The sequence below is a fragment of the Clostridium coskatii genome, assembly GCF_001675205.1.
GTDB classification, from domain to species: domain Bacteria; phylum Bacillota; class Clostridia; order Clostridiales; family Clostridiaceae; genus Clostridium_B; species Clostridium_B ljungdahlii.
In genome coordinates, this window is sequence record NZ_LROR01000031.1 from 53,794 (window position 1) to 66,925 (window position 13,132).

Sequence of the window (13,132 nt, forward strand, 5' to 3'; positions counted from 1 at the left end):
TGCGGTAGTTTTTTTAATAATATCTTCTTATTTTTAAAGTCTGATTTGAGGTAATATTATTAAACTCCTGCTGTGATACCACCATCTGCAATAACAGGTGAGCCTGTCATACAAGAAGAATCATCTGAAGCTAAAAATGTAGCAATTTTAGCAATTTCCATTGGAGCAATAGGTCTTCCAATAGGTTGTACGGATGCAAGATCATTTAATACAGCTTCTCTACCTCCAAATAACTCAGCATGAGCATCATTAAAAGTTGTATCAACCCAACCAGGACAGATGCAATTTACTCTAATATTATCTTTTGCAAAATCTAGTGCCATTGCTCTTGTTAACATTAGAATAGCTCCTTTGGATGCTACATAAGCAGAAAGCCTTGGTTCTGCAACAAAACTATTTGCTGATGCAGTATTTACTATTGAACCTCCCCCTGCTTTTTGCATAACAGGAATAACATGCTTAGATACTAAAAAGTGAGATTTTACATTTACATCCATTGTTTTATTCCAAATATCTTCTGTTAACTCAATAACAGAACCAGGAATATTAACAGCTGCATTGTTACATAGGATGTTAATTGTTCCAAACTTTTCAACAGTAAATTTAACAAGCTCTTGTATGTTTTTTTCAGAAGAAACATCTGTTTTAAAAAAATAAACAGAATAACCCTTCTTTTGCAATTCTTCCGCAAGGGCTTGTCCTTCAGTTTCTAAAATATCAGAAATAATTACTCTTGCTCCTTCATTTACAAAATCTCTAACAATTGCTTCTCCAATTCCCTTTGCACTTCCAGTCACAATGGCTACTTTATTTTTTAATCTCATATTCTTTTCCTCCCTACTAAATGTAATTTATTTTAGTTCATACATTTTCTTATATATTATCAATTATAGGTCCTTCCTTTTTATATCCTTTTGATTTGATAAACCCAACAATGACACCTATGAAAATCCAAGAAAGGCCTACAATTTTAGTATTTCTATCAAAGCCTGACCATACAAAAGCACAAACAGCAAATCCTATAAGTGGAAATAATAAATGAAACAAAAATCCCTTCACTCCACCTTCTTTTTTCTTGAAAAAGAAATATGCAATTACAGATAGATTTAAAATCATAAATGCTGTTACTGCACCAAAGTTCACGAACATTAAAATGGTTGTTAACTTTAATGTTAAAACAAGAGTAATGGATACAATCATCGATAATATAATTGCATTTGCCGGGGTCATATATTTAGGGTGAACTTTCTTCAATACATTAGAGCCAGGAACAATGTTATCTCTACCCATAGCAAATAGAATACGGGCTACTGCTGATTGAATATTAAGAGTAACAGCAAGTCCAACTGCAACTACATTTATAAGAAGCATAGCCACATAAAAATACTGTCCTCCAATTTCCTTTGCAATATCAAACATTGCCATATCTGGATTTAAGTTTGCATAATTACTGTGAGCTAAACAAGCCAAATAAGTTTGAACTAAGAATATTAAAGCTGTCGTTACTAATGCTAAAACAGTTGCTTTTCCAACTACCTTTTCAGGCTGTTCCACTTCTTCAGCTAATGTACTTATTCCATCAAATCCAACAAATCCTAATAGAATCATAGAAGTTGCAGTTGCAGCAAATTTCAAATTAACATGTTCTGGTTGAAAAATTGGAAGTAATGAAAATTTTCCTATTCCTAATCCTTCAATAAATACAAATTTAATAGCAAAGCTTACAAATAAAATTAATGCTATAATCTGCAGTATAAATAAAAATGTGTTTACTTTAGCGTTTAATTCTACTCCCCGAATGTTAATAAGACCAGTTATAATAATGAATATGATAGCTAAAACTTTTGGATCAAGACCTGGAAAAATACCTGTTAACCATAAACCTGAAAATAAACACATAAGAGCAGGCGCAAGAATATAATCTGATAAAATAGTCCAACCAGCTATAAACCCAATATGGGGATTAAATCCTTTTCCTACATATGAGTAAACTGACCCTGCATATGGAAATTCCTTACTAAATCGAGCATAACTCAATGCAGTAAAAAGCATAAGTACTGCCCCAATTAGATATACCAAAGAGACCATTCCATAACTTGCTTGAGCAGCTGTACCAAACACTTGAAAAGGTGCAAGAGGTGACATCGTAATCATACCGAATATAATTAAATTTTTCATGGTAAGTGTTCTTTTTAATTCTTGTTGCATACAAATTCCTCCTATTCATCTTTAGTTAAATAAAGTGTATTACGTCTATTATAATATCGCTTGTTTAAAAAAGATAGTATTTTTTTATTTATTATGTATAAATATCGCACTTTTTTTAGAACTTTAGCAAATTATGCAAATTATATAGTTCATTACTAAAGAAATACTTTAAAAAACTCCTCTTATTTCCATATCTGTACTTTCTTTAACTTCTTCTAAAAATCTTCATTTTATGTGTGAATAATTTTAATCATATTAAACATACTAAATCTGTATTTAATTGTTCTAAAGGAGGTTTTATTACGTCAATTTTAAAATATTTCCATAATTCTAAGAAATCCAAAATTAAAAAACAAGATCAAAAAACTGAAAAAAAGTTACCTCCGCAAATAAAACTCTCCCTAGATTTAGCTTCTAATATTGAGATAATAAAAAAAGTACTTGGTTTCTCAAGTGACATAACAGTTAGGCAATTTACCATTACTCCAAATGCTGAAATAAAGGCAGCAGTTATCTTCATCAAAGGTTTAGCTGAAAAAGAACTCATAAATGAACAGGTTATTGGAGCATTGATGCTAAATGACAGATTTAATGGCTACAAAAATACTAATGAGTTTTTTCAAACGATAAAAGAATATGGTTTACCTAACACCTACGTAAATGAAGAATCTGATATTAATAATATAGTAACTGAATTGATTGATGGCAATACAATTCTTTTGTTGGACAAAATAGACAAAGTTCTTATAGTAGGAAGTTCAGGCTGGAAAGACAGGTCAATTTCTGAACCAAGTAGTGAAAATTCGGTAAGAGGACCAAAGGATTGTTTTACAGAAAACATTGAAAATAATACTGCTCTAATAAGGCGCCATATCAAAAGTTCTGACTTAAGGATAGAATCATTTAAAATAGGTACAAAAACTAAAACAACAGTATTGATAGCATATCTTAAAGGAATAGCAAGAGAAGAAATAATAAACGAAGTTAGAGAACGACTAGGTCGAATTGAAATTGACGGCATACTTGAGAGCGGTTATATTGAAGAATTAATAGAAGATACCCCTTCATCTATGTTTCCTCAAATAGAACACAGTGAAAGGCCTGATAAAATTTCTTCGGCAATCTTAGAAGGTCGAGTGGCTATTCTTGTAGATACAACTCCTTATGTGCTCATAGTTCCTACAATTTTTGTTCAGTTTATTCAATCGGTAGATGACTATTACCAGCGTTTTCCTGTAGGATCTTTTGCAAGATTCATTCGAGTTATGGCTTATTTTATTTCAGTTCTTCTTCCTTCACTGTACATTGCTTTAACAAGCTTTCACCAAGAAATGATACCTACTACACTGGCCTTGTCAATTGCAGCTTCCCGTGAAGGTGTACCTTTTCCCAGCATAGGAGAAGCCTTTATGATGGAAATTACTTTTGAAATTCTAATGGAGGCAGGCCTCCGTTTACCCAAACAGGCAGGTCAAGCCGTAAGTATAGTTGGCGGTCTTGTTATAGGTCAGGCTGCAGTTCAAGCAGGTATTGTTTCACAGGCTATGGTAATCGTGGTAGCCCTAACAGGTATAAGTTCCTTTGCCATTCCAGCTTTTAATGCATCATCTTCAGGCCGTCTACTTCGATTTCCCCTAATGATAGTGGCTTCTATACTCGGCTTACCCGGTATTCTGGCAGGAGTAAGTATAATCCTTATTCACTTAAACAGCCTGCATTCTTTTGGTGTAAATTACATGGAACCTTTTATCTCTGCAGACAAAAGTAAACTTGAAGACACTATACTCAGAAATCCTTTTTGGAAAATAAATCGACTTCCAGGCTATATTGCACGTAAAAGTATTGTAAGGGAATCCTCAAACATGAAGCCAGGACCAAAAGCAAATTCTACAAAGAAAGATAATAATAGTTAATTCTGTTTTTCAAAAAAGGAGAGATATAGATGAGGAAGATAGCTTTGGGATTAATTCTTATACTTTCACTTTTACAAACTGGGTGTTGGGATGCTAGGGAAATCGATGAACTTGCCTTTGTATTAAGTATTGGTTTGGATAAAACAGATTATGGATTCAAAGTAACGGCACAAATTGCAAGTCCAGAAACTTATAGTAAAACACCATCAGGTTCTGGATTTACCCAAAAGAGTAAACCCTTCTGGATAATCACAAGCACCGGTAAAACAATTTTTGAGGCAATACGTAATATGGCCTCAACATCTTCCCGTCGTATCTTTTGGTCTCATATTAAAATAATAGTTATAAGTGAACAACTAGCGCGAAGCAATACCCTTGAAATATTTGATTTTTTTACCCGGAATCCTGAGCTTCGTTTGAGAACCCTAGTTGCAGTTACCCCAGGAGATGCAGGAAAGGTTCTTGATATTGTACCTGTAACAAAAAAAGATCCAGCTGTATACCTAGAAAAAGTAATTAAAAATAAAAATTTAACAGGTAAGTCTTATGACATAATGTTAAAGGATTTTATTGAAGACTATCTTGATCCAAATGTAGGACCAGTAACTTCAAGAATCATTATTGACAGATCAAAATCAGAACCTATTCTAAAAACAAGTGGTGCATATGTTTTTAATGACAATAAAGTTTCCACTGTACTTAGTGAAGAGCGGACAAGAGGACTTTTGTGGATAAAAAATAAAATGAACGCATCAATAATGGTTGTAAATTGCCCCTACGATGGTATGCCTATTACCCTTGAAATTAAAAGATCTAAATCTTCCATCAAAAGTTATTTAGATGGTGAAGTCCCCCACTTTTCAATTAATCTTAAAGTAGACGCTACCATCACCGAACAATCATGTCTCACCAACTTTAATGATATTGAAAAACTAAATAAATTGAAAAAATCACTAGAAAAATCCATTTGCAAAGACATCCAGTCTACAATACTAACAGCAAAAGATATACAAATAGATTTTCCCGGTTTAAGTTTTGCACTACACAGACAGCATAAAAAAGAGTGGAATCAAATATCGTCAAAATGGGATCAACTTTTTAAAAATAGTAAGGTTGATATAGTTGCAAATGTAACTATTCATCATGTATCATTGGCAAAACCCCTAGAGCCAATAAAAATACAGAAATAATATATGAGATAAAGGAGTAAGAAGTGCTATGATGCAAAAAAAGGAAACCATTAGCAATAATCAGTTTAGAGATCTTCTAATTTGCATTATGTGGCCTACAACAATCAACTATGCAAGTGGCATTTTAGCTAGAGAAGTAGGCCGTGATATATGGATAAGTGGTATTATAGGTGTACTTACTATAATACCTTTTGCTCTTCTCATTATTTATATTGGGCAAAGTTTTCCAGGCAAAACAATTGTACAATATGGTCAGGACCTGCTAGGTAGTGTATTGGGAAAAGTTCTAGGGATAATACTTACACTGTACCTTTTTATCATGTCTTCTAGTTCAATATCAATGTACGTCCATCATCTTACTGACTTTCTACTGCCCCGAACACCTTTTTTAGTAGTAACTACAATGCATGTTTTGGTAGTATTCTATTTAGTATGGAAAGGTTCTGAGGTCATTGGAAGAACAGCTGTTATTGCTTTCGGAGCATCCACAATTTTTTATTTTCTTGTCTCCATGGCTTCTTTTGGTGAAATAGATATTAACAGAATTGCACCTTTTTTTGATTCAGGAGTTGCTAATGTATTTAAATCCAGTTTAAAAACTGATACATTTATAGGCATATCCCAAATACTTATAGCAATGATTCTTCCCATGATCCATGACCAAAAAAAAGCTTTTGCCTCAGCAGCTTCTGGTTTGCTCATTGGAGGTTCTTTTTTTATTTTTTACTTTATTGTAGAATTGATGGTTATGGGGCCTCATGTAGTAGCCTTAATGCGTATTGCCAGCATGGACTTTGTAAGATCTATCCAAATAACCCAATACCTCCACCGTTTTGAATCCTTTATGGTTGCCCTGTGGTATTGGAGTATGATGACTCATGCAGCAATTCTAGCAAGCTGTTCTTTAACCGCCTTTATGCAAACTACTGGCATAAAAAAGAAAAATCCATTCATTATCATTGTTTTCAGCTTAATAATGATAATTGTTACCTTTTACCTAGGACATGACAGAGTGTTATTTTTAAATTTAAGAGAAAATGTATGGCAATATTTTTCACTTCCAATTGACTTCGGAGTACCTTTATTACTTTTCTTTGTTCTAGTCATAAAAAAAAGATTACATATAATAAAAAACAAATAAATGTAGTTGAAAGTTCAACTTTAATATGCTATTATTTATATAATATAGTTGAACTTTCAACTAGTGTTTAAGGAGGTGAAAGGTTATGGAAAGCTTACATAGTCAAATATTAAGGGAAATAGGAGGTCTATCTCGCTGTATCCAGTCTATAAGTGACTTGAGATTTAAACAAATAAATCTACAAAAAGGTCAATTTACATTCTTAACAAGAATATGTGAAAATGCTGGAATTAATCAAGTTGATTTATCAACTCTCTTAAAGGTAGACAAAACTACAACAACAAAAGCCGTACAGAAACTTATCGAGGCTGGATATATAAATAAAAGAAAAGATGATATTGATAAAAGGATGTGGAGACTTTATCCAAAAGAAAAGGCATTAGATATATATCCATTTATCATTGAGGAAGAAAACAAACATATACAAATTTGTTTCCATAACTTCAGCAAGGAAGAAAAAGAACTTGCTTATAAATTAGTTAAAAAAATGAGAGAGAATATTGAAAATCATTGGAAAGAAATAAAAAATTCTTAGGAGTGATCAATTATGATAAGAAAAGCAATTATGGAAGATATAAAAGATATTATGGAAATTATAAGACAAACTATTGCAGAAATGCGTACTTACAACAATACTCAATGGGATGAAAATTACCCTCAAAAAAAAGATTTTATTGATGATATTGAAAATGAGAATTTATTTATAGTAGAAAGAAATGAAATATTAGTTGGCTTCCTGTGCATCAATAAAATAGAACCAGCTGAGTATAATGGATTAAATTGGTCATTAAATGAAGATTGTTTGGTTCTTCATAGAATGTCAGTTAGTCCTAATCATAGAAGATGTGGAATTGCCTCTGAATTAATGAAATTTACAGAAAGCCTTGCTCTAAAAAATAATATACAATATTTAAAAACAGATACTTATTCAGTAAATGCAAAAATGCAAGCTCTTTTTAAAAAGTGCGGTTATAATTTTGTTGGAGAAATTCACTTTAACGGAAAAGAAAAGCCATTCTACTGCTATGAAAAAATATTAAGCAAATAGAGTACATTTAATTAGAAATTGATATAAATGAACTTTTTACATATACTACATTTAGAAAAGACATTTAATTGGGAGGAACATATGAATAAAAAAGAGCTTTTTTTAAGTAATATAGAAAATGGACATAATGTAAAACTATCGCTAATGGTAATGAAAATAATATTTAAAGATACTTCTAAAATTGTATGTATATTAGCCGATAAAAGTGGAGAAATAAAAGCTAATATGCCAAATATAAATGAAAATATTACACAAGGAACAGTACTCGAGGTTGAAGGAATTAAAGATAATATTCTAGATATAAAGAACTATAAGTTAATTTCTGATTATAATGTTTCAGATTATCTTCCAACAGTAAAAAGACCTATCGAAGATATCATGGAGGAAATTGAGCTGTATACAAATAAGTATATTATTTCTAAGGAAGCTAGGGCTTTAAACGATTATTTCTTTAAAGATGAACTATTTCTAGATAAATTTAAAAGAGGAATAGGTGGTGTCTCCATGCATCATAATTATATAGGAGGCCTTGCGGAACACACCTTGAACGTTATGTATTTAACTGCTGTGCTTTGTGAAAGGTATCAATGCCGGAGAAAAGAAATGGCAATGTTAGCAGCAAAACTCCATGATATTGGAAAAGTTTATGAGTTGTATTATGATGGCCCTTTCAAATATACTCTTAGAGGAGAAATGGAAGGTCATATTGTTATTGGGGTAGAGTTACTAGATAAAGCTATTAGAGAAAATCCTACATTGTATTCAGAGGATTTTATAATGAGAATAAAAGGATGTATTGTTCAGCATCATGGAAAACTTGAATTTGGTTCTCCAAGAGAAATGAAAACAGAAGAATCATTTATAGTTAACTATGCTGATTCCATAGATGCTACTATGAATAAGATTTGTCAGATAAAGGATGAAACTGAGCCTGATAATTGGTCAGAATTCGACAGAAGAATTCAAACAAAATTATACTTATAAATAAATGGGAGCTATTTCATAATGAAATAGCTCCTTGTTTAATATTTAGATCTCTCTTTCATCTGTCTGTCTATATCCCTTTTAGCAGCCCTCTCCAGCATTGTATTTCTTTTATCATAGTTTTTCTTTCCCTTTGCTACTGCTAAATTTACTTTTACCCTACCATATTTAAGGTAAAGAGACATTGGCACAAGAGTATATCCCTGTTGAGCTGTATATTGCTGCAATTTAATTATCTCATTTTTATGAAGAAGTAATTTTCTATTTCTTAATGGGTCCTTGTTAAAAATATTTCCTTGTTCATAAGGGCTAATATGCATATTACATATAAATATTTCACCATTTCTTATTTCAGCATAGCTATCTTTTAAGTTACATTTACCTGCTCTTATAGATTTAACTTCTGTTCCAACCAGTTCTATTCCAGCTTCCATGGATTCTTCAATAAAATAATCATGCCTTGCCTTTCTATTTTCTGCAAGAGTCTTATTACTGGACTTTTTATTAGTCAAAGCATCCCATCCCCTTTCATAACGTCTGTTTACCTAGTCCCCATTTTCTTCATCATCTATTTCCTTTACCACTTCAAAATATATCTCATGAGCGAACATATCAACTTTTAATACTCGAATTTTTATCTCATCACCTAATTTATAAATGTTTCTATTTCTCTCCCCTACAAGGCTTAAATGTTTTTCATCATATACATAATAGTCATCTTCCAAAGTACTCATGTGAACTAATCCTTCTATCGTATTTGGAAGTTCTACAAACATTCCGAAATTAGTAACTGAAGATATTATTCCGTCAAATTCTTCTCCAATTCTTTTACTCATATATTCCGCCTTTTTAAGATCGTCTACTTCTCTTTCAGCGTCTTGAGCAACTCTTTCCATTTCAGAAGATTGTTTTGCAGCATAGTCTACTTCTTTTACCAATGTTTTTATTCTATTATCAGTCAACCTGCCATTTATAAATTCTTTAATAATTCTATGAATAATTAAGTCAGGGTATCTTCTTATAGGTGATGTAAAATGGCAGTAGTATCTAGCTGCCAGCCCAAAATGGCCCACACACTCCGATGAATACCTGGCCTGTTTCATAGAACGGAGCAGCAAAGTACTCACTACAATCTCTTCTTTTTTACCCTTTACCTTTTCTATAATATCCTGTAGTGCTTTGGGATGGACTTCCTGCCCCCATTTTATCACATATCCCAAATTATGTACAAACTCATTAAAATGCATTAATTTTTCTTCATCAGGGTCTTCATGTATCCTATATACAAAAGGTAAATTGGTCCAAAACATATGCTCAGCTATAGTTTCATTACACACCAGCATAAACTCTTCTATTATCCTGTTAGATATTCCCCTTTCATAAGGCTCAATCTTTACAGGCACACCTAAGTCATCTAAAATTATCTTGCATTCTTGAAAGTCAAAATCTATAGCTCCTCTTGTCATTCTCCTTTTATTTAAAATTTTACACAGCTCTTCCATCAAATTAAATGTATCCACCAAATAGCTATACTTTTCCATAGTCTCGGCATCTTTATCTCTCAGTATTTTTGTTACGTCAGTATAGGTCATCCTCTCATTGCTTTTAATTACACTTTCCACAACCTTATGCTGTACTACCTTCCCAGTTTTGTCTATTTCCATAAGGCAGCTCAATGCTAGTCTATCCGTATTAGGATTTAAACTACAAATACCATTTGAAAGCTTTTTAGGCAGCATGGGTATAACCCTATCTATGAGATAAACAGACGTCCCCCTCTTTAACGCTTCTTTATCTAACGGATTTTTCTCTCTTACATAGTTGGATACGTCGGCTATATGGACACCTAATGAATAATTTCCATTAGGCAACTTGCTTATAGAAATAGCATCATCTAAGTCTTTTGCATCTTCTCCATCTATTGTAACTGTAAGTAAATTTCTCAAATCAGTTCTTCTATCATACTCTTCTTTTGGAATTTCTTCGGGTATATTTTCAGCATATTGCTGAACTTTTATAGGAAACTCTTCAGGTAAGTTATTCTTTTTTATTATGGTCAATATATCTATACCCTTTTCTCCTTTTTTACCCAATATATTTACTATTTTTCCCTCTGGATTTCTTCTTTTTTCGGGCCACTCAGTTATTTCTGCAACTACCACATCACCTGTTTGGGCATTTTTTCTACATTCCTTAGGTATAAATATATCTTGATATATACGCTTTTCTTCTGGTACCACAAATCCAAAATTTGTGCTATCCTCAAACGTGCCTATAACTACTTTATTGGCTCTCTCCAATACTCTTATAATTTCCCCTTCACATTTTTTACCTTTGTCTTCCATTTTCGTTATTTTTACTACTACTTTATCGCCATTCATGGCACCATTTAAATAGGAAGATGGTACAAATACATCTGCTCCTTCATTCTCTGGTATAACAAAACCATATCCTTTTTGATGTCCTTGAAACTTACCTGTTACAAGTCCCATTCTATCTGGTATTCCATATCTTTTTCTGCGTGTTTTAACTACCAATCCTTCCTTTTCCAAATCATCCAATACCTTTTTAAAATCTTTTGCTTCAGCCTTTGTTACAGAAAATATACCTTCTAATTCCCTTATATTCATAGGCTTATAAGCCTGCTCTTCCATAAAATTTATAATTGCTTCTTTTATATTCATTTTTTCACCACCTACTATTATCTTGACTTAATTATGGTAAAAATATTCAATATTACCCAAATTATTTATTTATAAAAAAATAAATAGAGCAACATATACCCTATTTATACAAACTGCTATCTAAATTACTTTATGAAATTTTGCACTACACATATAATTGCAAATAATATAGCTAGTATAACAGTTGTTCTTACTAACATTGCTTCTGAAGTCCTTGATTTATTTCTTGAATAAAAGCTTTCACCTGCTCCACCAGATATAAGTCCACTCAACCCGTTAGTTTTACCCGGCTGTACCAATATAACTGCTATAAGCACAGCTCCAATTATCAGTTGCAAAATTACTAAAAAAATGTGCATAGGTAATTTCCTCCTACATATTGCATTTTAAATTAACACATATACTATATTAACATATGCATCTAATAATTTCAATTTACTATTTTTTTAAAACCCGGTGTTTTTACACCGGGTCCTTTTTTACTTTCTGTTTAGATTATAAAATGCATCTAGTCCTCTGTACTCAGCTACTTCCCCTAATTCTTCCTCTATTCTTAAAAGTTGATTATACTTTGCAACTCTTTCACTTCTTGCTGGTGCACCAGTTTTTATCTGTCCTGCATTTACTGCTACTACTAAATCAGCTATTGTAGTATCTTCTGTCTCACCTGATCTATGTGATACAACTGCAGTATAACCTGCTCTCTCTGCCATCTCTATAGCATTTAATGTCTCTGTAAGAGTTCCTATTTGGTTTAATTTTATAAGTATAGAATTGGCAACTTTTTTATCTATACCTTTTTTCAATCTTTCTGTATTAGTTACAAAGAGGTCATCGCCTACTAACTGAATTTTATCTCCTAATTTTTCAGTTAATAATGCCCATCCTTCCCAATCTTCTTCTGCCATACCATCTTCTAAGGAGATTATAGGATATTTATTTGCAATATCTACATAAAAATCTACCATTTCTGCAGGAGTTAAAACTTTGCCTTCTCCCTTTAAATTGTATTTTCCATCTTCATAAAATTCTGATGAAGCAGGATCTAATGCTATAAATATATCTTTTCCTGGAGTATATCCAGCCTTTTCTATAGCTTCAACTATTACCTGTATAGCTTCTTCATTTGATTTTAGATTTGGAGCAAATCCACCTTCATCACCTACACCAGTGTCATAACCCTTGGATTTTAAAAGTGACTTCAGTGTGTGGTAAACTTCAGAGCTCATTCTAAGAGCTTCACTAAAACTTGGAGCGCCTGCAGGCATTATCATAAATTCCTGAAGATCTACATTATTATCAGCATGCTTTCCACCATTTAATATGTTCATCATTGGAACTGGAAGAACTTTTGCGTTTACTCCACCTATATATTGATATAAGCTTAGTCCCAAATATTCAGCAGCTGCTCTTGCACAAGCAAGTGATACACCTAATGTAGCATTAGCACCTAACTTAGCCTTATTTTTTGTACCATCAAGTTCTATCATTGTCTTATCTATAAGTACCTGATCAAATACATTCATTCCTATAAGTTCTTCTGCTACGTAATTATTTATATTGTCAATAGCCTTCAAAACACCTTTTCCCTTATATTTTTCAGTATCTCCATCTCTAAGTTCTACAGCTTCAAATGCTCCTGTAGATGCACCAGAAGGTACTGCTGATCTGCCTACAGTTCCATCTTCTAATACAACTTCTACCTCTACAGTTGGATTTGATCTTGAATCAAGGATTTGTCTTGCCATTACATCTACTATTTCTATATAATTTTTCATAAATTCTAACCGCTATGTAAAACAACGGTTTTTTCACTCCCTTCATTTCTTATTTTAATTAGGCGTTTGCGAAACGCTGTAACCCGCATAAATGCGGGATATTTTTTGTCGTAAAATAAAATAACTCCTCACTGATTTATGGTAAAATTGAATTGTAAAGAAACAAAATCACCATATACCTCAGAA

12 protein-coding genes are annotated in these 13,132 nt (G+C 32.3%); 6 read left to right on the forward strand and 6 right to left on the reverse strand.

What is annotated here, in order from left to right; genetic code table 11:
- Nucleotides 1-59: 59 nt before the first annotated feature.
- Both CLCOS_RS03720 and CLCOS_RS03725 read right to left on the reverse strand, forming a co-directional pair.
- A complete protein-coding gene (locus tag CLCOS_RS03720) occupies nucleotides 60-824 on the reverse strand; it encodes an SDR family NAD(P)-dependent oxidoreductase (RefSeq protein WP_063602016.1) in 765 nt (254 codons plus the stop codon).
- 49 nt (nucleotides 825-873) lie between these two features.
- Nucleotides 874-2,208: an APC family permease gene (locus tag CLCOS_RS03725; protein ID WP_063602017.1), complete on the reverse strand. Its 1,335-nt coding sequence runs from the start codon at nucleotides 2,206-2,208 to the stop codon at nucleotides 874-876.
- Nucleotides 2,209-2,444: 236 nt separating this feature from the next.
- Here CLCOS_RS03725 and CLCOS_RS03730 point away from each other — a divergent pair, with 236 nt between their 5' ends.
- The 6 genes from CLCOS_RS03730 (at nucleotide 2,445) to CLCOS_RS03755 (ending at nucleotide 8,484) form a co-directional block, all read left to right on the forward strand.
- Nucleotides 2,445-4,121, forward strand: a complete 1,677-nt coding sequence (locus tag CLCOS_RS03730; protein WP_242866986.1) for a spore germination protein — start codon at nucleotides 2,445-2,447, stop codon at nucleotides 4,119-4,121.
- 29 nt (nucleotides 4,122-4,150) lie between these two features.
- Nucleotides 4,151-5,311: a Ger(x)C family spore germination protein gene (locus CLCOS_RS03735; RefSeq protein ID WP_063602018.1), complete on the forward strand. Its 1,161-nt coding sequence runs from the start codon at nucleotides 4,151-4,153 to the stop codon at nucleotides 5,309-5,311.
- Between the two features lie 28 nt (nucleotides 5,312-5,339).
- Nucleotides 5,340-6,452 carry a GerAB/ArcD/ProY family transporter gene (locus CLCOS_RS03740; RefSeq protein ID WP_063602019.1) on the forward strand — a complete coding sequence of 371 codons (1,113 nt, stop codon included), beginning with the start codon at nucleotides 5,340-5,342 and terminating at the stop codon, nucleotides 6,450-6,452.
- 85 nt (nucleotides 6,453-6,537) lie between these two features.
- Complete coding sequence (locus CLCOS_RS03745; protein ID WP_013240498.1) at nucleotides 6,538-6,987, forward strand: MarR family winged helix-turn-helix transcriptional regulator; 450 nt, start codon at nucleotides 6,538-6,540, stop codon at nucleotides 6,985-6,987.
- Nucleotides 6,988-6,999: 12 nt separating this feature from the next.
- A complete protein-coding gene (locus CLCOS_RS03750) occupies nucleotides 7,000-7,500 on the forward strand; it encodes a GNAT family N-acetyltransferase (RefSeq protein ID WP_013240499.1) in 501 nt (166 codons plus the stop codon).
- Between the two features lie 81 nt (nucleotides 7,501-7,581).
- The gene (locus tag CLCOS_RS03755) at nucleotides 7,582-8,484 is read left to right on the forward strand and encodes a 3'-5' exoribonuclease YhaM family protein (protein WP_063602020.1); all 903 of its coding nucleotides are present in this window, start codon (nucleotides 7,582-7,584) and stop codon (nucleotides 8,482-8,484) included.
- A gap of 38 nt (nucleotides 8,485-8,522) precedes the next feature.
- Here the strand turns inward: CLCOS_RS03755 and smpB are convergent, their stop codons facing one another.
- From smpB to eno, 4 genes are all read right to left on the reverse strand, one after another.
- Entirely contained in the window at nucleotides 8,523-8,996 is a 474-nt protein-coding gene (gene smpB / locus CLCOS_RS03760; protein WP_013240506.1) for an SsrA-binding protein SmpB, read from the reverse strand.
- A gap of 33 nt (nucleotides 8,997-9,029) precedes the next feature.
- Nucleotides 9,030-11,168: a ribonuclease R gene (gene rnr, locus CLCOS_RS03765; protein ID WP_063602021.1), complete on the reverse strand. Its 2,139-nt coding sequence runs from the start codon at nucleotides 11,166-11,168 to the stop codon at nucleotides 9,030-9,032.
- Between the two features lie 125 nt (nucleotides 11,169-11,293).
- A complete protein-coding gene (gene secG / locus CLCOS_RS03770) occupies nucleotides 11,294-11,527 on the reverse strand; it encodes a preprotein translocase subunit SecG (RefSeq protein WP_013240508.1) in 234 nt (77 codons plus the stop codon).
- A 120-nt stretch (nucleotides 11,528-11,647) separates the two neighbouring features.
- Nucleotides 11,648-12,946: a phosphopyruvate hydratase gene (gene eno / locus CLCOS_RS03775; RefSeq protein WP_013240509.1), complete on the reverse strand. Its 1,299-nt coding sequence runs from the start codon at nucleotides 12,944-12,946 to the stop codon at nucleotides 11,648-11,650.
- Nucleotides 12,947-13,132 lie beyond the last annotated feature (186 nt).

Excerpts from the sequence above, each read along its gene's own strand:
- rnr (WP_063602021.1), bottom strand. The coding sequence starts at position 11,168 with ATGAATATAAAAGAAGCAATTATAAATTTTATGGAAGAGCAGGCTTAT.
- secG (WP_013240508.1), bottom strand. The coding sequence starts at position 11,527 with ATGCACATTTTTTTAGTAATTTTGCAACTGATAATTGGAGCTGTGCTT.
- CLCOS_RS03740 (WP_063602019.1), top strand. The coding sequence starts at position 5,340 with ATGATGCAAAAAAAGGAAACCATTAGCAATAATCAGTTTAGAGATCTT.
- CLCOS_RS03750 (WP_013240499.1), top strand. The coding sequence starts at position 7,000 with ATGATAAGAAAAGCAATTATGGAAGATATAAAAGATATTATGGAAATT.
- CLCOS_RS03725 (WP_063602017.1), bottom strand. The coding sequence starts at position 2,208 with ATGCAACAAGAATTAAAAAGAACACTTACCATGAAAAATTTAATTATA.
- CLCOS_RS03745 (WP_013240498.1), top strand. The coding sequence starts at position 6,538 with ATGGAAAGCTTACATAGTCAAATATTAAGGGAAATAGGAGGTCTATCT.
- CLCOS_RS03755 (WP_063602020.1), top strand. The coding sequence starts at position 7,582 with ATGAATAAAAAAGAGCTTTTTTTAAGTAATATAGAAAATGGACATAAT.
- CLCOS_RS03720 (WP_063602016.1), bottom strand. The coding sequence starts at position 824 with ATGAGATTAAAAAATAAAGTAGCCATTGTGACTGGAAGTGCAAAGGGA.
- CLCOS_RS03735 (WP_063602018.1), top strand. The coding sequence starts at position 4,151 with ATGAGGAAGATAGCTTTGGGATTAATTCTTATACTTTCACTTTTACAA.
- eno (WP_013240509.1), bottom strand. The coding sequence starts at position 12,946 with ATGAAAAATTATATAGAAATAGTAGATGTAATGGCAAGACAAATCCTT.